The sequence below is a fragment of the Arcicella sp. LKC2W genome, assembly GCF_034931005.1.
Classification (GTDB): Bacteria; Bacteroidota; Bacteroidia; order Cytophagales; family Spirosomataceae; genus Arcicella.
Genome location: NZ_JAYGIN010000011.1, coordinates 127,835 through 151,554, shown reverse-complemented (window position 1 = coordinate 151,554; position 23,720 = coordinate 127,835). Strand labels below are relative to the sequence as shown.

The 23,720-nt window shown below is 35.9% G+C and carries 21 protein-coding genes; 13 read left to right on the top strand and 8 right to left on the bottom strand.

Annotated features, from left to right (window positions below):
- The first annotated feature begins 98 nt into the window (after positions 1–98).
- The 3 genes from VB796_RS10425 to VB796_RS10415 all read left to right on the top strand — a co-directional run bounded on the left by VB796_RS10425 (position 99) and on the right by VB796_RS10415 (position 3,103).
- Entirely contained in the window at positions 99–1,847 is a 1,749-nt protein-coding gene (locus VB796_RS10425; protein WP_323346477.1) for a RagB/SusD family nutrient uptake outer membrane protein, read from the top strand.
- Positions 1,848–2,051: 204 nt separating this feature from the next.
- Complete coding sequence (locus tag VB796_RS10420) at positions 2,052–2,756, top strand: pseudouridine synthase (protein WP_323346476.1); 705 nt, start codon at positions 2,052–2,054, stop codon at positions 2,754–2,756.
- 65 nt (positions 2,757–2,821) lie between these two features.
- On the top strand, positions 2,822–3,103 hold the full coding sequence (locus tag VB796_RS10415) for a helix-turn-helix transcriptional regulator (protein WP_323346475.1): 282 nt from the start codon (positions 2,822–2,824) through the stop codon (positions 3,101–3,103).
- A gap of 14 nt (positions 3,104–3,117) precedes the next feature.
- Here VB796_RS10415 and VB796_RS10410 read toward each other — a convergent pair whose 3' ends face one another.
- On the bottom strand, positions 3,118–3,921 hold the full coding sequence (locus tag VB796_RS10410; RefSeq protein ID WP_323346474.1) for an adenosylcobinamide-GDP ribazoletransferase: 804 nt from the start codon (positions 3,919–3,921) through the stop codon (positions 3,118–3,120).
- 259 nt (positions 3,922–4,180) lie between these two features.
- On the opposite strand from VB796_RS10410, the gene ygiD reads away from it, so the two are divergent.
- On the top strand, positions 4,181–5,071 hold the full coding sequence (gene ygiD / locus VB796_RS10405; protein WP_323346473.1) for a 4,5-DOPA dioxygenase extradiol: 891 nt from the start codon (positions 4,181–4,183) through the stop codon (positions 5,069–5,071).
- 5 nt (positions 5,072–5,076) lie between these two features.
- On the opposite strand, the gene VB796_RS10400 is transcribed toward ygiD, so the two are convergent.
- On the bottom strand, positions 5,077–5,586 hold the full coding sequence (locus tag VB796_RS10400) for a PAS domain-containing protein (protein WP_323346472.1): 510 nt from the start codon (positions 5,584–5,586) through the stop codon (positions 5,077–5,079).
- Between the two features lie 380 nt (positions 5,587–5,966).
- On the opposite strand from VB796_RS10400, the gene VB796_RS10395 reads away from it, so the two are divergent.
- The 3 genes from VB796_RS10395 (at position 5,967) to yiaA (ending at position 7,880) form a co-directional block, all read left to right on the top strand.
- On the top strand, positions 5,967–6,944 hold the full coding sequence (locus VB796_RS10395; RefSeq protein WP_323346471.1) for a hypothetical protein: 978 nt from the start codon (positions 5,967–5,969) through the stop codon (positions 6,942–6,944).
- A gap of 265 nt (positions 6,945–7,209) precedes the next feature.
- Positions 7,210–7,446: a hypothetical protein gene (locus VB796_RS10390; RefSeq protein ID WP_323346470.1), complete on the top strand. Its 237-nt coding sequence runs from the start codon at positions 7,210–7,212 to the stop codon at positions 7,444–7,446.
- A 35-nt stretch (positions 7,447–7,481) separates the two neighbouring features.
- On the top strand, positions 7,482–7,880 hold the full coding sequence (yiaA, locus tag VB796_RS10385; RefSeq protein ID WP_323346469.1) for an inner membrane protein YiaA: 399 nt from the start codon (positions 7,482–7,484) through the stop codon (positions 7,878–7,880).
- Positions 7,881–7,964: 84 nt separating this feature from the next.
- Here the strand turns inward: yiaA and VB796_RS10380 are convergent, their stop codons facing one another.
- Complete coding sequence (locus tag VB796_RS10380; RefSeq protein WP_323346468.1) at positions 7,965–10,412, bottom strand: gliding motility-associated C-terminal domain-containing protein; 2,448 nt, start codon at positions 10,410–10,412, stop codon at positions 7,965–7,967.
- A gap of 377 nt (positions 10,413–10,789) precedes the next feature.
- Between VB796_RS10380 and recG the strand changes: the two genes are divergently transcribed.
- Positions 10,790–12,886, top strand: a complete 2,097-nt coding sequence (gene recG / locus VB796_RS10375) for an ATP-dependent DNA helicase RecG (RefSeq protein ID WP_323346467.1) — start codon at positions 10,790–10,792, stop codon at positions 12,884–12,886.
- Positions 12,887–13,061: 175 nt separating this feature from the next.
- Here the strand turns inward: recG and VB796_RS10370 are convergent, their stop codons facing one another.
- On the bottom strand, positions 13,062–13,472 hold the full coding sequence (locus VB796_RS10370) for an arsenate reductase ArsC (protein ID WP_323346466.1): 411 nt from the start codon (positions 13,470–13,472) through the stop codon (positions 13,062–13,064).
- A 79-nt stretch (positions 13,473–13,551) separates the two neighbouring features.
- The gene (locus VB796_RS10365) at positions 13,552–14,028 is read right to left on the bottom strand and encodes a DUF6428 family protein (protein WP_323346465.1); all 477 of its coding nucleotides are present in this window, start codon (positions 14,026–14,028) and stop codon (positions 13,552–13,554) included.
- Positions 14,029–14,189: 161 nt separating this feature from the next.
- Here VB796_RS10365 and VB796_RS10360 point away from each other — a divergent pair, with 161 nt between their 5' ends.
- On the top strand, positions 14,190–14,486 hold the full coding sequence (locus tag VB796_RS10360; RefSeq protein ID WP_323346464.1) for a hypothetical protein: 297 nt from the start codon (positions 14,190–14,192) through the stop codon (positions 14,484–14,486).
- On the opposite strand, the gene sigZ is transcribed toward VB796_RS10360, so the two are convergent.
- On the bottom strand, positions 14,483–15,058 hold the full coding sequence (sigZ, locus tag VB796_RS10355; protein WP_323346463.1) for an RNA polymerase sigma factor SigZ: 576 nt from the start codon (positions 15,056–15,058) through the stop codon (positions 14,483–14,485). The two genes, VB796_RS10360 and sigZ, sit on opposite strands and share 4 nt — an antisense overlap.
- Positions 15,059–15,355: 297 nt before the next feature.
- Here sigZ and VB796_RS10350 point away from each other — a divergent pair, with 297 nt between their 5' ends.
- From VB796_RS10350 to VB796_RS10335, 4 genes are all read left to right on the top strand, one after another.
- Entirely contained in the window at positions 15,356–17,806 is a 2,451-nt protein-coding gene (locus VB796_RS10350) for a penicillin acylase family protein (protein WP_323346462.1), read from the top strand.
- A gap of 133 nt (positions 17,807–17,939) precedes the next feature.
- On the top strand, positions 17,940–18,632 hold the full coding sequence (locus VB796_RS10345; protein ID WP_323346461.1) for a peptidylprolyl isomerase: 693 nt from the start codon (positions 17,940–17,942) through the stop codon (positions 18,630–18,632).
- A gap of 78 nt (positions 18,633–18,710) precedes the next feature.
- Positions 18,711–19,607, top strand: a complete 897-nt coding sequence (locus VB796_RS10340; RefSeq protein ID WP_323346460.1) for an NAD(P)-dependent oxidoreductase — start codon at positions 18,711–18,713, stop codon at positions 19,605–19,607.
- Between the two features lie 38 nt (positions 19,608–19,645).
- Entirely contained in the window at positions 19,646–20,587 is a 942-nt protein-coding gene (locus VB796_RS10335) for an Rpn family recombination-promoting nuclease/putative transposase (RefSeq protein ID WP_323346459.1), read from the top strand.
- Between the two features lie 68 nt (positions 20,588–20,655).
- Here the strand turns inward: VB796_RS10335 and VB796_RS10330 are convergent, their stop codons facing one another.
- Entirely contained in the window at positions 20,656–22,695 is a 2,040-nt protein-coding gene (locus tag VB796_RS10330; RefSeq protein WP_323346458.1) for an AAA domain-containing protein, read from the bottom strand.
- A 310-nt stretch (positions 22,696–23,005) separates the two neighbouring features.
- Complete coding sequence (locus VB796_RS10325; protein ID WP_323346457.1) at positions 23,006–23,620, bottom strand: OmpH family outer membrane protein; 615 nt, start codon at positions 23,618–23,620, stop codon at positions 23,006–23,008.
- Between the last annotated feature and the right edge of the window lie 100 nt (positions 23,621–23,720).

Here is a 23,720-nt window from a genome sequence, read left to right as displayed (position 1 = left end):
GCAAAACAATATATCTCATTTCTTTTTAAGTCCCTCCCTATCGGGGAGGGATTTAGGGTGGGGTTAAATATATCATTCAATTATTCGTCATTATACTTATGAAATTCTCGATAAAGAAAATATTTTTAAACGTTGGAATACTTTCAAGTATGCTAATGGCAACTTCGTCATGCAAAGAAGTATTTGACTTACAACCCGAAGAAACCCTTACCAAAGAGCAAGTATATCGTAATCTTTTTGATGCCGATGCTGCCATTATTGGGCTTTACGGTAAATTCATGAATTTGGCAAAACAGCACGTAATTCTCAATGAGTTAAGAGCCGATTTATTGGATGTAAGCAGTGGTGCTGATGAGCAAATGGTACAACTCAACAATCATAATGTGCAAGCGGGCAATGTGTATGCCGACCCACGCCCATTTTATGAAGTGATTTTGAATTGTAATGACATCTTGAAAAATTTCAAGATTATGCTTGATTCCAATAAAATGAAATTGGAAGAATATAACCAACGTGTTGCTGATGTAATTTCATTGCGTACATGGGTGTATTTGCAGGTGGGTATTCACTTTGGCGAAGTTCCTTACACAACTTCTACCATTGAAAATACGGCTGATTTAAGCGTCTTGAACTCCGCTCCAAAACTTTCTTTAGAAAATTTGGTGAAGGAACTCATCAAAACAATGGAAACGATTTCTCCTGTTTATATGGATCCGTATCCTTCTACCAATACCTTAGTTGCGAGTTCCGTTGATGGCTATTTATTGAACAAAATGTTTATCAATAAACACGTATTATTAGGCGATTTATATCTGTGGGATAATCAATATTTAAAGGCGGCTACTACGTATAAATTGGTATTAGAAACGGCTTCGAGATTGGGTTATGACATCAATACTGGCGAAATCTTTTTGGGTTTATATAAGATTAAATATGCAGAGGCTAATGCTCGTGATATGACAGTCGCTTATGCTTCAAGTAGAAACGATGTCAATGCTTTAGTTGATAATAACGATACAGGTTGGAGGTCAATTTTTGCTCGTAGAAATACCGATGCAGGTTATAACTACGAATGGATTTGGTCATTACCTTTTGATGCGACCTTCAATCCTCAAAATCCATTCATCGACTTATTTACCAATAAAGTACAGCCTTCAGAGCAAAGTATTTCGATGTGGAATAGCCAAAGGCAAATCAATAATTTCCCTTTTGACGCTCGTGGAAGAATGAGTTATAAAACCGTCAATGGTAAACCTACTGTGATGAAATATCTTTATAACTATATTGACCCATCAACGTCTTTAAGTCTTGGAAATGCCAATTTCGGGAAAGGGCAATGGTGGCTTTATCGTGCGGCAACCTTGCACCTAAGATTTGCCGAAGCCGCCAATCGTGATGGTCGTCGTAAGTTAGCGTTCGCACTAATGAATCAGGGAATTGGAAGCACCTACAATGGAGCGTCTGCTGATAAAACAAGATTAATGAACACCTTTGATGTTCCACCGTATGATTTTGATGCAAGAAACGGAGATAATCCAGCTTTTAGAGCTTCTTGGTATAGAAATACGGGTATCAGAGGAAGAGCATATTTGCAGTCGGTACCAGTGGTTGGAGACAGTACCATTTCGATTGAAAACTCATTGATTCAAGAATCGGGTTTAGAATTAGCTTACGAAGGACAACGTTGGGCGGATTTATTAAGAATTGCCAATAGAAGAAATGACCCTGCATTTTTAGCCGATAAAATTTACGATAAACTCAGAAAAGCAAATAATCCAAATGCGGAGGCTGTCAGAACAAAATTGATGGATAAAAGCAATTGGTACTTGCCATTCAATTTGAAATAAGTGAAAAATAATACTATTGTTTAATTACCAAATTAACGTGATTCATTATCTACCATCGTGATGCGATGGTAGATATTTCCATAAACAAACATCAATTTATACTGACTTCTCAGCCAGTACCTAATTTTAAAATTCCCCCTCAATCCCCGCTTTCATCATCAGCAATGAGTAATTTTATGAAATTATCATCCTTTAATAACAAAAATGCTCGAAACACCCCTTCAAATTCTTTATCAGGACGAACATCTCGTTGCCATCAATAAACCTCATAATTTATTAGTCCATCGTTCGCCCATTGCTGCTGATGAAAGTGTTTTTGCCTTACAATTGCTCCGTGATCAACTGAATCATTGGGTGAGTCCCTGCCATAGAATTGATAGAAAAACGGGCGGTGTTTTATTATTTGCTTTATCTAAAGAAGCTGACCAAATAATAAAAAAACAGTTTGAATCCCAATCTTGCGAGAAAACGTATTTAGCTTTGGTTAGAGGTTACTTGCCCGATGAAGGAATGACCGACCGCCCACTAGAAAACGACAAAGGAATTTTGAAGGAAGCAGTAACTCATTTTCGGTGTTTGCAAAAAGTAGAGCTTGATATTGAAGTGAGTCGTTATCCAAAATCAAGATATTCGTTGGCAGAAATTTCTCCCAAAACAGGCAGAACACACCAAATTAGAAGACATTTTGCACAATTACGTCATTATTTGATTGGCGACAAAACGCATGGAGAATGTAAACATAATAAAATGTTTGAAGAAAAATTTGGCTTAAATACGATGCTTCTTCACGCAAAAACCTTAACTTTTGAGCATCCATTTACCCAAGAAAAAATCACGGTGGAAGCTCCGTTACAAGCTGATTTTTTAGATATTATGGATAAAATTGGAATAAATCTAAGGGAATTCTAATCGTTATTGGTGAATAAATGTGCGTATCTTGAACGTTATAACATACTAATCTGTCATAAAAATAAATGAATTATATAGAAGAAATAGCGACCAAACTCCGAAGAATTCGGGAAATATACGGATACAGTCAAGAATACGTAGCTGAAAGAATGGGGATTTCTCAACCTGCTTATTGGCAAAAAGAAAATGGAAAACGAGTGCCTTCCGATGCAAGATTTAAGCAAATTGCAGAACTCTACAATTTATCAATGGAAGATTTAAAAAACGGAGAACTCAATACGGTACTTATCAAAGTTCATGAAATTCAAATTGAGATTTTGAAGAAGAAAATACCCCTAAATCCTTAATATTAGGGTGCCAATTATGTCGAAATAGCTACAATTACCAAATAAATAATCACTTCAGATATTTGTTGTGTTGCTCCAAAGCACTCATTCGTGTAGCCGCCGAGTTTCTTTTTGAAATAATAACCAAAGTAAAGGTGTAATAAAATGAGTGGAGGAAATACCAGAAATAAAAAGAAATTTTTGGTAATGATAGCGTATAAAAATAAAGGAAAAATAGCGAAGATATAAGCCGTCAACAAATCATTTTGATGAATTTTGGTATTGATTACGTAATTTTTGGGAGCATCTTCTGAAATATAGTCGAGGGTGAAGTTTAAACTTAACGCTACAAATCTACTCAATGAATGAGCAATGAAAATTGTCCAAATAAGTGTTTGATTATCAAGAATTTCGAGACTAAAAAATTTAATACCTAAAAGTAAAATTAGTGCCATCGTACCGAATGTCCCCAATTTGGTATCTTTCATAATCTCAATCATATTTTTGGGAGTTTTCCCTTCTCCCAAACCATCACAAGTGTGAGCAAATCCATTTTCATGCAATACGCCTGTCGCTAAAGCTGCCGCAACGATACTCAATAAAATGGCAATTTCAGGGTTGAACGCATGAGAGAAAATATAAAAGACAGCCGTAGAAAATCCGCCCACAAGCCAACCAATAACAGGAAGGAAAATATTGACTTTACGACCTATTTTTTCATCGACATGAACCCATGTTGGTACGGGAATACGAGTGTAAAACTTTAGTGTATTTAAGAAAATTTGGCATTGGAAAATTCCCCATTGGTTAATAGTAGAAAGTATTTTTTTGAAATTCATAAGTAAAATAATGATTATGGATTATAGGCATTAAGCAAGAAAATAGCCTATCTTAAACGGTAATTTTGGCGGAGGTTTTTGAGTTAAGACTTTAAGAAATAATAAAAGCTACATTAAAAAGGAATATAGAATGCGAAAATACGTCAATTTTATTTAAAACTTCGATACCCCGAATAAGTAGCGTTTGGTTTTGAATTATTTAGGAGATAATTCAGTTCTGAAGATGGAAGTATTCCTGATTTTACGAAGATATATCTAAATGAAACGTTCCGATTTTTTAAAAACATTATCGCTGTTACCACTTACAGCTAATTCCATGAATATTGCTGAATTTAATTCGTTTACGGCCAACTTACCCTTGACCCAACGAATGCCTGTTCTTTTTGTCGGACATGGTTCTCCGATGAACGCCATAGAAACCAATGGCTTTACAAAAACTTGGGAAGATTTAGGGAAACGCTTGCCCACACCGAAAGCCGTTTTGGTAGTTTCTGCCCACTGGCTCACACGTGGTACACACGTAACGGCTATGGAAGCCCCCAAGAAAATTAATGATTTTGGTGGTTTTCCGAGAGCTTTATCTGAATCAACTTATCCAGCCAAAGGAAATCCACAATTGGCGGGAGAAATTAAAGATATTATTAAAAGTACAAATGTTGGGCTTGACCATGATTGGGGTTTAGACCACGGAGCTTGGTCCGTTCTGAAACAAATGTACCCAGATGCCAATATTCCAGTGCTTCAATTGAGCATTGACTACTACAAACCTGCTTCGTATCACTATGATTTGGCAAAACAACTGAGTGCCTTACGTGATAAAGGCGTGTTGATTTTGGGTAGTGGAAATATGGTTCATAATCTCCGAATGGTAGCTTTTGACAAAATGAATGAACCAAATTTTGGATTTGATTGGGCAAAGGAAGCCAACGGATTATTCAAAAAGTATATTTCCGATGGTAATCATCAAGCGTTGTTTGATTATGAGAAATTGGGAGAAGCAGTAAAATTGGCAGTACCAACGCCTGACCACTATTATCCACTCATTTACACCTTGGCTTTGCAGGATAAAAAGGATAATTTAAGTTTCTTCAATGACCAATTGCAAGCAGGGTCACTTTCTATGACGAGTGTAATGATTGGTGGCGTTTAGCAGAATTATTTATCTACTTCATGTTCAAAAGCAATGAAGTTTACTAAATTATCTTGTTGGTCAAATACGGGAAGAATATCGACTTTACAGAGATATTTTTCCCCATTTTTACGATAATTGACAATTTTTCCTGAATATTTTTCTTTCAAACTTATTTTATTCCTAATATTTATTTTGGCTTCTGGAGAGGTTTCAGCTCCTTGCAAAAATCTTGGGAATTGCCCCAACGCTTCTTCTGAATCATAACCCGTCATTCGAGAAAAACCTTTGCTTACCCATGCAATTTTCTGTTTTTCACAGGTTACAACAATTGTATTTTTGCGGTCTTGTAAAAAGCGTTTGACTTTGGTCAAATCAAACGCCCATTGTTTATTCTGAGCAAAAGTTTCGATTAATTCAAATTCCGCTATATCATTTCTGGAAATTTCCAGAAACTCATAAGCCGCTAAAAGTGGCGTTACAGAATGACGCTCACGGAAAGAGTCACAATTGGTATTGGAAGAAAGACAAAACATAGCTCATAAATGGTTAAAAATGTAGTAGTAGCTTATTACGATAAAGCTTTGTAGCATAAAATTGTTTTGACTTAAAAGATATTTCTCTTAAAAATATTTGAAAATGAAAAAATGACATTAAAATAGGGTTAAAATTTAAGGTGTTTTGGGGAATAATAATCACATGATAAGGGGATGTATTTTTCTTGATTTGGCGTTAAGTGTTTGTAAATCAATTGGTTGTATTTTTATTGCAATATTCTATTATATTTCATAATTATATGCAGTATATGAAATATGTATCTATAACGTTAATTTTACGTCAAAGAAAAAAACGCAAAAATTTGAAAAGAATACTTACCTACAATTTTCTGTAAATTTTCAAACCCAAAACAAACAAAATGGAAACAACACAAAATAATAATAATGGAAATGGCATTTTGAAGGCGGCTTTGGCTGTGGCAATGTTGTTTATCGGATTTTTAGGGTATTTGCTTTATGATTCTAAAAAAACAAATACAAATCAAGAGCAAGTGATTAGCCAAAAAGTTGAACAGTTGGCGAATACAAAATCTCGCTTAGATTCAGTTTCGACACAATTGGACGCTAAAATTGCTGAAATTCAATCTTTGGGCGGGCGTGTTGACGAATTAGTAGCAGCTAAACAACAATTAGAGAAAGACAGAAAAGCCTTGAAAAATGCAAAGTTCTTTAACTCAAAACAATACGATGCCAAAATTCAGGAATATGTAGCATTGTTGACTGAAAAAGACCAAGTAATTGCTCAATTGAAATCTGAAAATGAAAATTTAACGGCTCAAACAGTTACTTTATCGAAAGAAAAAGAAGTTTTAGTACAAGAGAAACAAGTTTTCATTGAAGAGAATACTGGCTTGAAAGGGGAGAAAGAAAAATTGACTCAAACCGTTGCAGATTATTCTTCTAAGAATGAAGAATTGACTAAAAAGGTGAAAACTGGGGCTCAATTGAAAGCTCAGAACTTGCAAGTGTATGCTGTGAAAGCAAACGGAAAAGTAAAAGACGGAGGGAAATATCGTGCGAAGAAAGTTGACCAATTGAAGTTAGCTTTTACATTACCATCAAACGCAATCACTGAAAAGGAAAATAAAGAAATTATGGTACGTATCATGGATGCAGACGGTGCTGTAATCAGTGATAGTGCAACGGGGTCAAGCGTTTTTAATTTCGACGGAAAAGAAATGGCTTATACAACTAAAGGAACGGTTGCTTATACCAACAACGACCAAAACGTTGAAATGCTTTATGCACGTGGTACGGCGTATCGTGCAGGAAACTACACGGTAGAATTATATTCAGAAGGTTTCAAAATAGGACAAGGTAATTTTATTATCAAATAAGATAACATCATTATTCTGTACTGCTATTTATAGTAAAACCGCTACGAGCTTAGGCTTGTGGCGGTTTTGTGTTGTTGGGGGGGGGGGGGGACGTTTAGATTTGGTTCTGCTTGAAAATATTTAAAAATTAAACCCAGAAGGCAGTTGAAAAACCCGTCTGCGGTTAATAGGGTCAAATTTGTATTAATAAGTACATAGTACCGATTTATTATTACTTTTGCTTTATTATTAAAGCAAAAAATCCTTTCATTATTAAACTTACCCTATGGAAAATCTACAAATTCCCTCAGTACTTATTAGAATGGTTCGATTGTTTCTTTTGGTTTTTGTAATCAGCTTTTTTATAGAAGTTGGCTACAAATTTATCAAGCATTGGTCTGTTGATTATAATCTTTTATCAGAGTGGATAGATTCTACTTTAACTTTCAGAAAATTAGGTATTTGGCTAATTGTTACACTCGGTTTTGCTATTTATCAAGTACACTCTAAAAAAACGAATTAAAAAGCTAAGTATAAAACTTATAAACGATAAAAACAATGCAACAAAAAACATCAAACGCATTTGTAATTGCCTCATGGGTTGCTTTAGGAACGGGAATCTTTGGATTTCTGGTGGGACTTTGGCAGTCTGAAATGCTTCTCAATGAAAAAGGGTATTATTTTACAGTATTAATGTTTGGACTTTTTGCGGTAATTTCTCTCCAGAAAAGTGTACGAGATAGGCTTGAAGGTGTTCCTGTTACAAGTTTGTACTATAATATTTGTTGGTTTGCGACAATATTATCAATCATTTTATTGGCGATAGGGCTTTGGAATGCAACTTTATTACCAAGTGAAAAAGGGTTTTATGCTTTTGCGTTTTTATTAGGACTTTTTGGAGCGATTTCTGTCCAAAAAAATACAAGAGATAACTTGGGAACAAATAAAGACCAATAAAATGCAAATTCATTTTCTATCTTTTCGGAAGTTTTAATACTTTGGAAAAGGTAGAAAATTCCATTTCAGAAAGTAAAACATTACCTACTGCCCACTTCGTACAATGGTAATATATCCCGTTAAATTAGGAATTTCATCGCCCGTTTTTATCACGTAATAATATGTTCCCATTGGTAAATCAGAGTTGTCTTTTTTGCCATTGAATGGGTTATTTGCATAGTTTTTCGTCGTGAAAATTTCTCCTCCCCAACGATTAAAAATCTGTACTTCTGCATTTGGATAATCTTCAATCCCATCCAAGACCCAAGTTTCATTCAAGCCATCGCCATTTGGCGTAAATCCTGATGGAGTTAATATTTTTGTTTTTACCGTAATCAAAATGGTATCTTCATTGGTACAACCACTTGATAAAGCCGTTGCGTGTAAAATATATTGAGTTGTGGCATCGGGTGATGCTAAAGGACGACTGATGGTATTACTATTTAAACCTGTACTTGGTGTCCAGTATAAGGTAATATCGTTTTTGAAACCACCTGTAATGGAACTTTTGATACTGGTGGTATCACCTTTAAAAATGATAATATCGTTGCCCAAACGAACTTTAGGGGTTAAATCTACGTAAGCAATTCTGGATTTTTTAGTGGTACAACCATAATCGTTTGTGTAAGAATAAACGATGGGCGATGGACCAAAACCTGCTAATAATGGACTATAAATTGTTCCAGAAACTCCTCTGCCCGAAAAAATACCTTTTGCAACATCATACGGTTGAACGTATGGCATCAAATTGATTCGATTACTGTTTGAACCACAGGTCGGAAAGATGGTGTCAAATGTTACAGGGGTTAATGGATTGAAGGTTAATTTGAGCGTATCTGAAGTCTTTTGACAATTATTGCCATCAGTAACAATTACTTTATAAGTACCTGATTTTAAGGCGGAATATCTGCTAATTGTATTCAGCGTAACTGAAATGTCATCAATTTGCCAATCATATTGATAGCTTGACCCATCACTGATTTTTAGGGGAATTGTATCGCCTTCGCACACAATTTTTTTACCTAATGGATTGGTAATAAAGGCATCAGGTAATGAATTTACCTTCACAGTTGATTCTAACTCATATTGGCATACGCCTGAAATTTGAGTCATTCTGGCTACATATTTTCCTGTTTTTGTTGCTTGGATAAAGACATTTTGAATTGCCAGAACGTCAGTAATATCTCTTGTCCAGAGATATAAATAATCGCCTGCATTAAAGGCACTTCCATCATCTTTTTGAATTTGTAGAGGTACGCCCGCAGCGGTTTCACAAAATTCAATATTATCAGGATTTATCTTAAATTTTTCACCTGGTTTAATAGAAACAGCCGTTTTTTCAGAAGTTGTAGAACCGCTACAACCTTGTTTATAACTAATAACAACTGTATATTCTCCTGCCTCAGTTACTTTCAGTTTATATTTATCGGCATTGGCAATATTAATATTATCTTTTTGCCATTGGTACTGATAATTAAGGTCGTCCTTAGTCGCTAATTCAGCAAATCCATTATCACAAACATCAATTTGAGTCAGCTGAACTGGCGAAGGCGTTTTTTCATCATAAACAATAGGTTGGGCAGGTGGTGCATTACAATTAATTACTTTCAATTGAAAATCTCGACGAACTTGCCCAATAACGACACCGCCTCTCAATTCTTCCACCAAAACAGAATAAACATATAAGCCCAATTGACTGGAGGTTACTGTAATAGAACCTGTGTTGGGGTTAATACTCATGGCGGGGTTACTCGGAATAGCAGTCGTGGCACTAAAGCCACTGCCCCAATTGATGGTTGGGAAATTAGACGACGGTCTTGGGTCGGGAGCAGGGCTACTTGAACTACTAAAGCCACTGTAAGGAGTTACTAATGAGTATCTTAGTTGGTCGCCATCTATATCTGACGCTCCATTATCGAACGTAAAAGGTTGTCCAGCACAGATATATTCACCATTTGGAACAGAAAATTTTGGGGAAGAATTAATGAAATCGGCACCTGCATTTGTTTGTAAAGGAGGAAATTCAAGATAAAACAACATTCCCGAACCCGAAGAATTATTAATATTATCCGCTGCATTTCTACAACACCTATCCCAAATAACATAATATCCGTTTGGGTCGGTGTATAAAGTTGGGTCAAGAAAAATATCTTGAGAAAAACTAATAACGGTAATTTTCAAACCTTGACTGGCAGCACAGTTTTCATTGGAATACACAAAGGGAGAACCCGCTAACTGAAAGGTGGTCAAGATAATAGACTTCATCAATCTATTATTGCTTTTCTGATAAATAGCCACTTTAATATTATTGTCGGCAGCGGTAGCACTTCTGACCGCTTTATCAAAAAACAGGTTCAATTTTAACTCATAACTACCGTTAGTTCCAGTATTATTCAATTCAAAATTTCCCCCTAAAATATGATTAGCACGAACAGAGATATTCGTGAGCGTCAATAGAAAAACGAAAAAGATACTACGTAAACCTTTACACATAAACTTTCAAATTTTAATTGGCTAATTCACGACAAAGTGTAATTACAAATTATTGAATGCTATTTTATGATATGAAAAGTGGAGTTTATCTTGCAGGTGTATTATTACTGATTAACAGGGAGTTAGCACTATTTATTGTATTGTGAGAAGAATTTGTGGTAAGATATTTGGTCGATAATATTGAAAATCAAACGATAAGTGCAGCGTGTTGAATACTAATTTAATCAAAAAGATGTATTTTCACAAAATTGTTTTAACGATGAAGCATTGAACAACCTCATAATCACATATCCATTTGAGTGGATTAACCACCAAAAATTACTGCTTAAATTCTAAGTTAAATCCTTCATCGTTGACCGAAAACCGTTCACCATCTTATGCAAACTCATTTTTTCGATACCCGAATAGAATATCTCAAAGGAGTTGGTACATCGAGGGCTTTGTTATTAAATACCGAATTACAAATTTTCACCTACGGCGACCTTATCCAATATTATCCTTTTCGGTATGAAGACCGTACAAAATTCCACCAAATTTCAGATTTATACGAGGGCATGGATTCTGCCCAAATTAAAGGTCGTTTGCGTTTCGTTGAAAAAATAGGAGAGGGGCATAAAGCCCGTCTCGCAGGGCAGTTTTCGGATGGTTCTGGCACAATGGAATTGACATGGTTTCAGGGAGTTAGTTTCTTAGAAAAAAACCTTCGGGCAGGTGCTGAATACGTTATTTATGGCAAACCTGCTTTCTTTCAAGGTCGCCCACAAATGCAACATCCAGAAATGGAATTGCTCAATCCAGATAATGAAAAAGGCGGATATTTTCAACCAGTTTACGGCTTAACAGATAAACTTCGCAAGCGTTATGTGGACTCGAAGGTGATTGCCAATATGCAACGCAACCTGCTCGACCAAGCCTACACGCACATACGGGAAACCTTGCCCGAAAGTTTGACCCAAAAATTTAGATTAGTTGCCAAACGAGATGCCGTTTATAATATTCATTTGCCCCAATCAGAAGCATGGTTGCATCAAGCCAAACGCAGACTAAAATTTGAGGAACTGTTTTATAATCAATTGCGACTGATAAAACAGAAATTGCTTCGCAGAATAGATTATAGCGGACAGGTTTTCAAAAGTGCCGTTTTAGTGACGGATTTCTACAAAAAACATTTGCCTTTTGAATTGACCAATGCCCAAAAAAAGGTAATCCGAGAGATTTTTGAAGACATGAAATGTGGCAAACAAATGAACCGATTATTGCAAGGAGATGTAGGTTCTGGAAAAACCATTGTGGCATTTATTTGTATGCTTTTGGCAATTGATAACAAGGCTCAAGCTTGTATCATGGCTCCAACCGAAATTTTGGCTCAACAACATTATGACGGCTTGAAAATTTTTGCGGATTTATTGGGCGTTACCATTCAAAAATTGACAGGTTCGGTTAAGAAAAAACAACGAGAAGTTATTCACGAAGGACTGCGAAGTGGGGCTTTGAAAATTATCGTTGGTACGCACGCATTGTTGGAAGATAATGTTCAATTTCAAAATCTTGGACTTTGTGTAATTGATGAACAGCACCGTTTTGGCGTTGCCCAAAGAGCAAAATTATGGGAGAAAAATAAACACATTCACCCGCATATTTTGGTGATGACTGCCACGCCAATTCCAAGAACTTTGGCAATGACACTCTACGGAGATTTGGACGTGTCTGTTATCAATGAATTGCCCAAAGGTAGAAAACCCATTAAAACTGTTCACCGTTATGATTCTCACCGCTTGAATGTTTTTGGCTTTATGCGAGACGAAATTGCTAAAGGAAGACAAATTTATGTGGTTTACCCACTCATTGAAGAATCCGAAAAATTAGATTATAAATACCTCGAAGATGGTTTTGAAAGCCTTTCAAGAGCTTTTCCTGACAATTTTATCAGTATTGTTCACGGTAAAATGAAACCTGCCGATAAGGATTTTGAAATGCAACGTTTCATCAATAAAGAAACCCAAATTATGGTGGCAACTACCGTAATTGAAGTAGGTGTAAATGTGCCGAACGCTTCTGTAATGGTGATTGAAAGTGCCGAACGATTTGGGCTTTCACAATTGCACCAATTACGTGGACGAGTTGGGCGTGGAGCTGACCAAAGTTATTGTATTTTGATGACTGACGTTAAACTCTCAAAAGACACTCGTACCAGAATTGACACGATGGTGCGTACAACTGATGGTTTTGAAATTGCCGATGTCGATTTACAATTGCGTGGGCCAGGAGATTTATCGGGAACGCAACAAAGTGGAGTCATTGATTTGCTTATCGCAGATTTGGCAAAAGATGGTGAAATACTAAGAGTTGCTCGTGAATGTGCCACCGAAATTTTGGAAGAAGATAATAATCTGGACTTGCCTAAAAATGAGATGATTAAAGAGCAAGTTGACAATTTAAGAGCCAACGAAAGCAACTGGGCGAGAATTAGTTAATTGAAGTAGAGGCGAATAGCATTCGCCTTTTTATTAGTTTACAAAAACGCAGGCATGGTTCAAATTCAATGTCGTTTAGTTTTACCGATTAACTTCCCGAAAGTTTAAAACTTTCGGGAAGTTACCCCAAATCAAGTAGAGGGGGGATTTTACAATTTTTCTAAACCGATTACCATTAAATCTTTTCTACAAAATCCTTACAATACGTTTTAATCATCTCACGGACACGAGCAAATTCTGCTTTAGTTTCTTCTTCTGTTCCCACAAATTTGGCAGGGTCAGGAAAATTATAATGGAATTTTTCAGCCTTCGTTGGGAAAAATGGGCAACGTTCACGAGCATTATCACAAACGGTAATGACATAATCAAAATCAATATTTTCGTATTCTAAAACGTTGTTTGAGGTATTTTTTGAAATATCAATGCCATCCTCCGCCATCGTGGCGATTGCTTTAGGGTTGACCCCATGCGTTTCAACTCCTGCTGAATAAACTTCGGCTTTGTCGCCCGCAAAATATTTTAAATAGCCATCGGCAATTTGACTTCTGCACGAATTTCCTGTGCATAATACTAAGATTTTTTTCATTTTTCTGTAACCCGAAGCTTCCGCTTAGGCATTTGCTTTATCTTTATCTACTTTCGAAGCAGAAGCTTCGATTTACATTTTAGCAACAACCACCGCCAGGTGTACAACACGCTGAAGCCGTTGCAGGCTGTAAATCAGCCAAATTTACTTTAATTTTCTCTTCTGGAATCCCACATTTATCAGAAGCTAAACAATTTGTCTGTTTTGACACCAAAATGAAATTTGTTCCGTCAAAATCTAAATCGTATTTTCCAATTGTATCTGCTTGATATTCCACCTCAATTTCAGAATCTTCCATGCCCAAAACCTTTTCTGAGAGAGCGATAATATTCAATAATTTTGCAGGTTTCAAACGATGGTCGAAATCATTGGCATTCCAAAGTTGAAAATTAGCTACTTTTTCATGACGAACCGTACCGCCACAATCAACGAAGTTTTTAGTAATTACGCCCACTTCTGTCACATGAAAATGCTCTGGGACGGACATTCCATTCTGTAATTGAAAACGAACATCTTGAACAGATGTTAAGATATTTTTGATTTCTGAAAGTTTCATGATTTTATATTCGATTTGTTTATATCCTAAAGACACAGTTTTTGGAAATAGACGCAAGAATTGAAAAAATAAATCTTTACTTACTAATAAATCTTTTGAATTTCCTGTTATATTTAAAGATTATCTTGAAATAATAAAAATCATCAACGCAAAATAATAGTATGGAATTACATAGTTTTAATTACCATTTTCAGGAAGAATCTCAAGGGGAAAACATGGACTTGAATTTATTGAAAGAAGAACAATGGCTTGGGCAGTCTATTGTGAGCTATTTAGTTGAACCCAAACCTGAAAATTGGCAGATTTCCTTAGTGTTTGTGTCTCATGAAACTCCTTTGAAATTCATGATTCGTAAATTAGAAAATTCTCCATCGTTGGCAAAAGCTCAACAGTATAAAGTGTTGTCAGAAAAAACCGCAAAAATCTTAAAAAATTCTTACCAAAGACTTTTGAATTAGCAAAGACACTCGCCAGTTTTAGTCTGAATTTCTAAAATATTTCCGTATTGATCGGTCTTTACGGGACAACAATCAATCAGTTTTTGCTTCAACTGTTCACGTCCACGTTGCACACGAGATTTTGCTCCCGAAACTGAAATGCCTAAGCGATGGGCTAATTCCACTTGGCTAATTCCTTCAATGTCAACTAATTGTAGTGCTTCTTGATACTTTGGGTCGAGGTCTTTTTTGAATTCTTTTAACCAAATGCCAACCATTTCATTAAAATTATTTTCCTTAAAAGGTTCATCTTCCTTTTCAATATCCGTCAATTCATTATCTTCCAATTGGCGTTTTTTCGAGCGAAAGTAATTCAAAACGGTATTTCTCGCAATTTGAAAAACCCAACCCGCCACTCGTTCCTCTTCACGAAGTAGATGCAAATTTTGGTGTATTTTAATGAAAACGTCTTGCAAAAGGTCGTCCGTAATATCTGCATTTTGGGTTTGTTTTCGAATATAATCTTTCACAGGATGGCTAAATTTTAGCCAAATTTCATTGAAAGTAATTGTATGTTCGCTGGTTTCAGTCATATCATTGCGTCTTTTTTCAAAGACACCAAAGGTTCAGAAAGGATGCAAATTAGGGAATTATCCGTCGTTTAACGCTGACAGGGTTCAAAACCCTGTCAGCGTTGAGACTGGGAGTAACTAAATTTTAGAACAATTCATCCCTACTTCAAATTTTATCAAATATCCACATTTGAATCAGTTACTTCCAATATAAAACATTGATTCACTGTTCATTTTGCGGTTATTGCTCATAAAGTCTCAAAATAATCAAAAAAATTCCTAATTTGGTACTATCATTTCCAAACTAAATATCGAACCATGAAATTCGTAAAAGCCCTACTATCGCTTGCTGTTACTATTTTTCTTTGCTATGCTCTTAATCGAAATTGGGGTTCAATCCCTGCTTTTGGCTCATTTTTAAGTCCATTTACGGGTTTTTGGGTTAATGGAGAAACGCCACTTTCTCAGACAAATTCTGAAAGCACTTTACAAATTCCAGGTTTATTAGACGAAGTAAGTGTACAATACGACGAACTCGGAATCCCACATATTTTTGCTAATAATGACCACGATTTATATTTAGCCCAAGGTTACGTAACCGCCCAAGACCGACTTTGGCAAATGGAATTTCAAACGCATTACGCAGCAGGACGTTTGACGGAAATTGTAGGTGAAAAAGCCTTGGAATCAGACCGTTATAATCGAAGAATGGGGTCGGTTTATGGAGCAGAAAAATCACTTTTAGGCATGATGGAAGACCCAAAATCTAAGGTTTCTCTGGAAGCCTATTCCGACGGTGTAAATGCTTATATTTCCCAGTTAAAACCACGTGATTTTCCCGTAGAATATAAATTATTGGGTTATGCACCAGAGGCTTGGTCGCCCATTAAAAGTGCTTTATTTTTGAAAAATATGTCCTTCGTTTTAGCTTCTGGAACGGACGATTTACGGATGACCAATATTTTGAGAAAATACGGAAAAGATATTGCTGAAAATCTTTTTCCAAATTATCCATTTGAAGAAAGTCCAATCATTCCAACGGGTACGCCACGTGATTTTACGCCACTTCCATTGCCAAAAGCTCCCGCAGATTTTATGGGAAGAGGAAGCGTAAAAGCACAGGAAGAGAGAGATAAAGGAATTGGTTCAAATAACTGGGCAATTGCAGGTTCAAAATCAGCAACGGGTTTGCCAATTTTAGCGAATGACCCACACTTGACGTTGAGTTTGCCGTCAATTTGGTATCAAGCTCAATTAGTTGGACCTGATGTGAATGTTTACGGAGCAACCATGCCAGGAACACCAAATATAATTAGTGGTTTCAATCGTGATATTGCTTGGGGCGTTACCAATGTTGGAGCTGATGTAGTTGACTGGTACGAAGTGAAATTTAAAGATGCTAAAATGAATGAATATTGGCACGACGGACAATGGAAAAAGATTACGAAGCGTTTTGAAACCTTCAAAGTTAAAGGCGGAAAAGACATTCAAGATACCGTTTTGTTTACGCATCATGGGCCAATTGTGTATTTGGATAATCAAAAACCGTTCAAGGAAAATATCCCAACGGGACACGCTTTACGCTGGATTGCCCATGATAAATCACAAGAATTGACAACATTTTATCAATTAAATCGGGCTAAAAATTATGATGATTATGTGAAAGCGTTGAGTTTTTATGCGGCTCCTGCTCAGAATTTTGTATTTGCGAGTAATCAAAATGATATTGCTATTTGGGTAAACGGGAAATTCCCTTTGAAAGCCCACGAGCAAGGAAAATACACTTTGGACGGAACAGATAAAAATGCAGATTGGCAAGGATTTATTCCTCATGCACACAATCCACATGTAAAAAATCCCGTTCGTGGTTTTGTGAGTTCGGCAAATCAATCTTCTACCGACCCTAATTATCCGTATTATATCAATTGGGAATTTGCTCCTTCTGAACGTGGCAGACGAATTAATCAGCGTTTGACCGTCATGGAAAAGGCAACAGTAGATAGTTTGAGAACCTTGCAAAATGATAATTACAACTTAAAAGCCCAAGGTGTTTTGGATAATTTGATTTCGTTAGTAAAAACGCCAACGGCGAAACAAGTCGAAGCCATTAAAATTTTGAAGACTTGGAATAAGAAAAATGACCCTGCCGAAATTGCCCCAACCATTTTTGAAACATGGTCGAAACTATTGTATGGTGCAATTTGGAAAGACGATTTTGCTTACGATGAAAATATTCCAATGAAATATCCATCATTAGACAGAACGATTGAGTTAATCAGAAAAGACCCGAAATCTAAATGGTTTGATGATGTTACCACAAAAAATAAAGTTGAAACTTTAGACGAATTAGTAAGTGCCACTTTATCAGCTTCAATAGATAGTTTAACCATTTGGAGAAAAGCACCAATGGGAGAAGAATGGGCTTGGGCAAAGCAGAAATCAACCAGTATTCGCCACTTGCTCGACCGTGACGGAGCTTTAAAAGCCCTCAGTAGCGTAGATGTAAATATTGGAGGAGGAGTAGGAATTGTGAACGCAACCACAGAACGCACGGGGCCATCTTGGAGAATGGTGATTCAATTGGGCAAAAATAATGCTGTAAAAGGCTATGGAGTAATTCCAGGTGGACAATCAGGAAATCCAGGAAGTCCACATTATGCCGATATGATTGAAACTTGGCGACAAGGAAAGTTGAATGATTTATTATTTTTACAAGCCAAAACCGATAAATCGGACAGAATTAAAAAGGTGGTGAAATTGACGAAGTAAATAGAACCACGAATAAAATTACATGCCATTGTAAATAAAGGTATAACAATCTGTTAATTTGCAGGAAAATATTTTGTATTTCCATCAAGAAACAGCCTGCTGTCTTTTATTCGCAATGGCATTTTTATATACAATGAAAAAAATACTCTTTTTTATTATAATCATTACCATTTCTCAACAACTCAAAGCCCAATCCAAAAGAGATTATCTCATAACTATCACAACTCCGTGGGGCGAAATGCACGCTATTTTGTACGATAAAACCCCCAAACACAAAGCAAATTTCTTGAAATTAGTTAATGATAAATTCTACAATGATTTACTTTTTCACCGAATCATTGATGGATTTATGATTCAAGGTGGCGACCCTGACTCAAAAAATGCAAAAAAGGGAGGAATGCTTGGAAATGGAGATGTCGGCTATAAAGTTGATGCAGAAATTCTTCCAGATTTATTCCACAAGAAAGGAGCATTAGCCGCTGCCAGAGATAATAATCCTCAAAAATCTTCTTCGGGTTGTCAATATTACATCGTTCAAGGAAAAATTTTGAATAATGAAACCTTGAAAGAGCAAATGGCTCGAAATCCCCAACATATTTTTACAGACAAACAAAAGCAGGTTTATAAAACCATTGGAGGTACGCCTCATCTTGATGGAAATTATACTGTTTTTGGACAAGTTTTAGATAATTTGTGGGTAATTGATTCCGTTGCAAAACAGCCAAGAAACAGGCAAAATCGCCCATTAAAGGATATTGCCATGAAAATAAAGTGCAAAAAAATGCGTAAAAAGAAGATTACAAAATTGTACGGTTGGGAGTTTTGAAGTAACGCAGACTTCAGTCTGTATATTTTTCAATTTCTTACAGACTAAAGTCTGTGTTACTTTAAATATTTGTAAAAAATGAAAATACTCATCACAGGCTCAAACGGATTATTGGGTCAAAAATTAGTCCATTTGCTTGCTCAAAAAGCTGATATTCAGTTAGTTGCTACTTCTCGTGGAGGAAATCGTTTAGCTTTTAAAGATGGCTACGAATATCAAGAAATGGATATTACCAATGCTGAACAAGTAACAGAAGTGATTGCCAAAAATCGTCCAGATACCATTATTCACACCGCCGCCATGACCAATGTTGACCAATGCGAAGGTGAGAAGGATTTGTGTTGGGCAATGAATGTAAAAGCATTGGAATATTTAACGGAAGCCTGTGAAAAGCATAATGTTTTCCTTTGTCATCTTTCCACAGATTTTGTTTTTGATGGAGAAGCAGGCCCATATTCGGAAGACGATAAACCAAGTCCTATAAGTTTTTATGGTTGGAGTAAATATGCAGCTGAAGAAGTAGTAAAACGTTCAAAATGCTCTTGGGCGATTGTTAGAACGGTTTTAGTTTATGGAATTGTAGAAGATATGAGTCGCTCGAATATTATTTTATGGGTCAAAAACTCCTTAGAAGCACAGAAACCAATTAAAGTTGTAACCGACCAACTTCGAACACCAACTTTAGCAGAAGATTTAGCGATGGGTTGTTGGTTAATTGTCAAACAAAAAGCAGATGGCATATTCCATATTTCGGGGAAAGACTTTCTTAGTCCTTACGAAATGGCAATTAAAACGGCTGATTTTTTCCAATTAGATAAATCCTTAATCTCGCAAGTTGATTCCAGTAATTTTACGCAACCCGCCAAACGTCCGCCCCGCACGGGTTTTATTTTAGACAAAGCCATTTCTGTTTTGGGTTATAATCCAGTGAGTTTTGAAGAGGGAATTGCGATTTTAGCGGAGCAGATGAAGTAAGATTTAGAAAGAAAATATAAAAAATAACTACATCATACATGAAAATACAAAACGTACACGATAAATTCTTTAAAGAAACATTTTCGAGAATTGATATTGCTATTAATTTCTTGGAAGAACTTTTAGAGCAAAACCTTGTTCGACAAATGAATCTTTCTACTTTACAAATGGATAACAACTCATTTGTAGATGAAGAATTAGAAGAACATTTTGCCGATATTCTCTATACTTGCGAGTATGGTGAAAAAAGTAAAATTCGTATTGCTTTACTCTATGAACATAAAAGTTACAAAGAAGATTATCCTCATTGGCAGCTAAATCAATATATGCTAAATGTTTGGAAAAGTGGATTGAAGCAAAATAAGGAGAAACCTATTCCTGTAATTCCAATAATATTATATCATGGAAGAGAGAAGTGGAATTATCAATCAATGGCTTCATATTTTAATAATATTGATGAAAATTTGATAAAATATATTCCTGAATTTGAATATCATCTTGTTAATCTAAATGATATTTCAGATAAAAGAATCAGTAATTTTAAAAACAAATTTTTAGCAATTTCAGCACTTTTATTTAAGTATAGTCGTTACAAGAAGTATGTAAAAAAGATAGAAGATAATTTGGTAGAGTTACTAAAACTCGTTGATAATCAAGGGAGTAGTCAGTTTGTTACTTCTGTTGTTTTATATATTCAGAATACAGATGAATTGACAATCACAGAACTTTTTACTATTTTTACAAGGGTTTCATCAAATTTACATCAGACAGTTATGACAACAGCAGAACAATTAATCAGTCGAGGAATTAACCAAGGAATTACTCAAGGAATTACTCAAGGTACAGAGATGAAAGAAATAGATGCGATTAAGCGAGGTTATAATAATGGCATTAATAGTGAATTACTGTCAAATATTTTAAATTTACCTGTTCAAAAAATAGAAGAGATTATCGTAAAAATCAAATCAGGTTTAGTGTAGATATTATTCATTTTAAACAAAGACTTCCAATATTTGGGAGTCTTTGTTATTTGTAAAATTCTTTAATTCTATTCCAAAAACTCCCAAGCACTTACATACCCGCCTTTTTTCTCGGCATATTCAATGAAATTGGCATAAAATGGATGTTGTCCCAAAGTGGCACTATCGCCAATAACGACTAATTTTTTTCTGGCACGAGTCATCGCTACGTTCATTCTGCGAATGTCGGAAAGGAAACCAATTTCGCCTTTGTCGTTGCTTCTCGTCAGGCTGATGTACACAACATCACGCTCTTGTCCTTGAAAACTATCAATGGTATTTACGCTGATATTTTCTTTGTATTTCTGCAAATCTGGACTGTGTTCAAATTGCGTTTTTAGCAGATTGATTTGTTGCTTATAGGGTGAAATTACGGCAATACTTGGGAAATCTTTTTGAACGCTGGCTGGATTCAAAGCCCCGCCAGCGTTATTACTGTCAATCAAATTTTTACTTAACTCATTGATAAACAAACTGATGTGTTTAAATGTAAACGCTGCTTCATCGGGATTGGTACTACTTGTTCCTTCCAATTTTTCTTCAAAACCACAACCTGCCGTGTCAATAAATAGGAGGGGAGTATCATTTGTAAAAAGTAAACTTTTTGCTACTGAATTATGAGCTTTTAGCTTATCATCATAAAAAACTGACGAAGAATATCCCATGATATTTTCATTCATCCGATATTGTTCTTCGAGCAAAGTCACGGCTTCTGGATGCAGTTCAATACATTTTTCCAAAAGCGTTTTACTTAACCCACTTTTTGCGGCTTCATTAGATTTTATCGTGGGTGATAATTGGCAATGGTCGCCTGCTAAAATGACTTTTTGAGCTTTCAAAATCGGAATCCAACAAGCTGGTTCAAGTGCTTGTCCCGCTTCATCAATTACAATGGTTTGATAAGTCAAATTACGCACTGTGTAATGATTTGCTCCAACGAGCGTTGCCGTAACAACTTGTGTTTTAGTCAATAAATCGTCGATAATATATTGTTCGGTATTGTCAACTTCTTTCATAATTCGGTGGGCTTCATCAAACAAAGCTTTGCGTTGGTCTCTTTCAGATTTCCCAAAACTACGTTTGTATTTATGAGCCATATTTTTGAATTCCTGAGCCTGTTTTCTGAGTCTTTTGGTTTCTTTCAGATAATCATGGTCAGCCATTTTTGACTCCAATGTCAATCTTTGTAAACGTTCAGAAACTCGTGCAGGATTTCCAACTCGAAGTACATTTAACCCTTCTTCTGATAGTTTTTCGCTCAATAAATCAACCGCAGTATTACTCGGTGCAACTACTAAAATCTTCTGATTTTCCTGTTTTATCAATGCCTTAATTGCTTGTACCAAAGTGGTGGTTTTTCCAGTTCCGGGAGGGCCGTGAACGATGGCTAATTCATTGGCATAAAGGATTTTATCGACTGCATTTTTCTGCGAAGTATTAAGTTTTTGCAAGGCTTCGGCTGCCATTGTCTGTGTCTCCACAGACAATTTCTGCACAGTCGTCTGTGGGGACACAGACAACGGCAACTGTTTTTCATCGTCGGCAGGATTTTGAACTCTACCTACGTTATCTTGTCTAAACGTTGGACTTTTTGCTCCCGTCAAAATCTGGATTAATGCACTTTTCTCACTCAAATCCGATGCTTTTTTGAGAGCATCGTTCATTTCGTCGTAGCTATTATCATCAAAAAGTAAATCAACGCCCAATTTTCCGTCTCTGCTCCATTCGGGCAGTTCGTCGTCTTTGATGGTAATTTTTAATTTGTTGCCATTTTGATGAGCAATTGTCCCTTCAATTCTATCTTTTTGTGGGTCATGATTGGTAAAGAAAATCGCTGGCATTCCCGTTCTGAATTGGTGCGAAATATCTTGGTGAGTGGTACGTTCCAGCTCAATTGTTAAATAATCTCCTCGACTCATTTCTGAACCTCTAATTGCCACAGGAAACCAACTCAAACCATTGGCACGGCGTTCTGCAACCGATGATGATTCCGTTAATCTCTTATATTGTTCACGGTCTTCATTCCGTTCAATTTTCAGTAAATCAAGTAAATTTTTAAAATAATCCATGATGCAAAGGTACGGAGGGATTAGATAAGTCGAAGTTTTACTTCAACAAAATGAGGATTTTATGGAAGTAAAACTTCGATTTTCATAAAGCAAAAAAGCCATTCCAAATCATTTGGAATGGCTTTTTGATATTAAAATCTAATTATTTTACGGAACTATCTACAATTTGTCGCAGAATAAAATTAGCCCACAGATTGTACTGATTCAACGGATTTACACGGATAAATTTAAAGAAAAATCAGTGTAAATCTGTTTTATCTGTTCTATCCGTGGGCTAATTTTGTCTTGCGACAAATAGTAGATAATTCCGTTATTTTTTAGCTGGAGCTGCTGGAGCAGATTTCTTTGTTTCTGCGTATTCCTTATTTAAGCCATCAACAATCTCATTTGTTCTGTCAGCCGACTCGTCAGCGTATAAAATTCCACCACCCGCAGTTGTGTAACCTAATACAAACTCAAAATTGTTTTCAGCATTGTGTTTTTTGATATATTCACGAATGTTAGCATACAATTCTTGCATTTTTTTAGCTTGTTCAGTTGCTAAAGCTTGCTGACGTTGTTGGCTGTATTGTTGCAATTCAGCACCTTTTTTCTTCAACATCATGTCAGCACCTTGCAATTCTGCTTGAGTCATTGTTTGAGCTCTTTGTTGAATTGCTTGCAATTCTCCTTGAAGTCCTCTCTCACGTTGTCCCAAATCCACTTGTAAACGGTAACCTTTGTTTTCAAATTCTTTTTGAGCGTCTTTGTAAAATTGATAATTAGCTAATAGAGAATCAGTATTTACATAAACAGTTTTCTTGTCTACATTACTTTTAGTGGTTGTACTTGAAGCAGTAGCAGTTCCTTTGTTTTCAGCCTTGTCGCATGACAACATACCGATTGCCAACAAACCGCTGCACACGATTAGGGATAATTTTTTCATTTGTAATTTGTTAAAATATTGATAATATGTTTGTTTCTCGAAAAATGTCAGCAAAGATAATACTTTTTCAAGTAAAAACTTAATCTAACTAAGCTAAGAG

Excerpts from the sequence above, each read along its gene's own strand:
- VB796_RS10425 (WP_323346477.1), top strand. The coding sequence starts at position 99 with ATGAAATTCTCGATAAAGAAAATATTTTTAAACGTTGGAATACTTTCA.
- VB796_RS10420 (WP_323346476.1), top strand. The coding sequence starts at position 2,052 with ATGCTCGAAACACCCCTTCAAATTCTTTATCAGGACGAACATCTCGTT.
- VB796_RS10415 (WP_323346475.1), top strand. The coding sequence starts at position 2,822 with ATGAATTATATAGAAGAAATAGCGACCAAACTCCGAAGAATTCGGGAA.
- VB796_RS10410 (WP_323346474.1), bottom strand. The coding sequence starts at position 3,921 with ATGAATTTCAAAAAAATACTTTCTACTATTAACCAATGGGGAATTTTC.
- ygiD (WP_323346473.1), top strand. The coding sequence starts at position 4,181 with ATGAAACGTTCCGATTTTTTAAAAACATTATCGCTGTTACCACTTACA.
- VB796_RS10400 (WP_323346472.1), bottom strand. The coding sequence starts at position 5,586 with ATGTTTTGTCTTTCTTCCAATACCAATTGTGACTCTTTCCGTGAGCGT.
- VB796_RS10395 (WP_323346471.1), top strand. The coding sequence starts at position 5,967 with ATGGAAACAACACAAAATAATAATAATGGAAATGGCATTTTGAAGGCG.
- VB796_RS10390 (WP_323346470.1), top strand. The coding sequence starts at position 7,210 with ATGGAAAATCTACAAATTCCCTCAGTACTTATTAGAATGGTTCGATTG.
- yiaA (WP_323346469.1), top strand. The coding sequence starts at position 7,482 with ATGCAACAAAAAACATCAAACGCATTTGTAATTGCCTCATGGGTTGCT.
- VB796_RS10380 (WP_323346468.1), bottom strand. The coding sequence starts at position 10,412 with ATGTGTAAAGGTTTACGTAGTATCTTTTTCGTTTTTCTATTGACGCTC.
- recG (WP_323346467.1), top strand. The coding sequence starts at position 10,790 with ATGCAAACTCATTTTTTCGATACCCGAATAGAATATCTCAAAGGAGTT.
- VB796_RS10370 (WP_323346466.1), bottom strand. The coding sequence starts at position 13,472 with ATGAAAAAAATCTTAGTATTATGCACAGGAAATTCGTGCAGAAGTCAA.
- VB796_RS10365 (WP_323346465.1), bottom strand. The coding sequence starts at position 14,028 with ATGAAACTTTCAGAAATCAAAAATATCTTAACATCTGTTCAAGATGTT.
- VB796_RS10360 (WP_323346464.1), top strand. The coding sequence starts at position 14,190 with ATGGAATTACATAGTTTTAATTACCATTTTCAGGAAGAATCTCAAGGG.
- sigZ (WP_323346463.1), bottom strand. The coding sequence starts at position 15,058 with ATGACTGAAACCAGCGAACATACAATTACTTTCAATGAAATTTGGCTA.
- VB796_RS10350 (WP_323346462.1), top strand. The coding sequence starts at position 15,356 with ATGAAATTCGTAAAAGCCCTACTATCGCTTGCTGTTACTATTTTTCTT.
- VB796_RS10345 (WP_323346461.1), top strand. The coding sequence starts at position 17,940 with ATGAAAAAAATACTCTTTTTTATTATAATCATTACCATTTCTCAACAA.
- VB796_RS10340 (WP_323346460.1), top strand. The coding sequence starts at position 18,711 with ATGAAAATACTCATCACAGGCTCAAACGGATTATTGGGTCAAAAATTA.
- VB796_RS10335 (WP_323346459.1), top strand. The coding sequence starts at position 19,646 with ATGAAAATACAAAACGTACACGATAAATTCTTTAAAGAAACATTTTCG.
- VB796_RS10330 (WP_323346458.1), bottom strand. The coding sequence starts at position 22,695 with ATGGATTATTTTAAAAATTTACTTGATTTACTGAAAATTGAACGGAAT.
- VB796_RS10325 (WP_323346457.1), bottom strand. The coding sequence starts at position 23,620 with ATGAAAAAATTATCCCTAATCGTGTGCAGCGGTTTGTTGGCAATCGGT.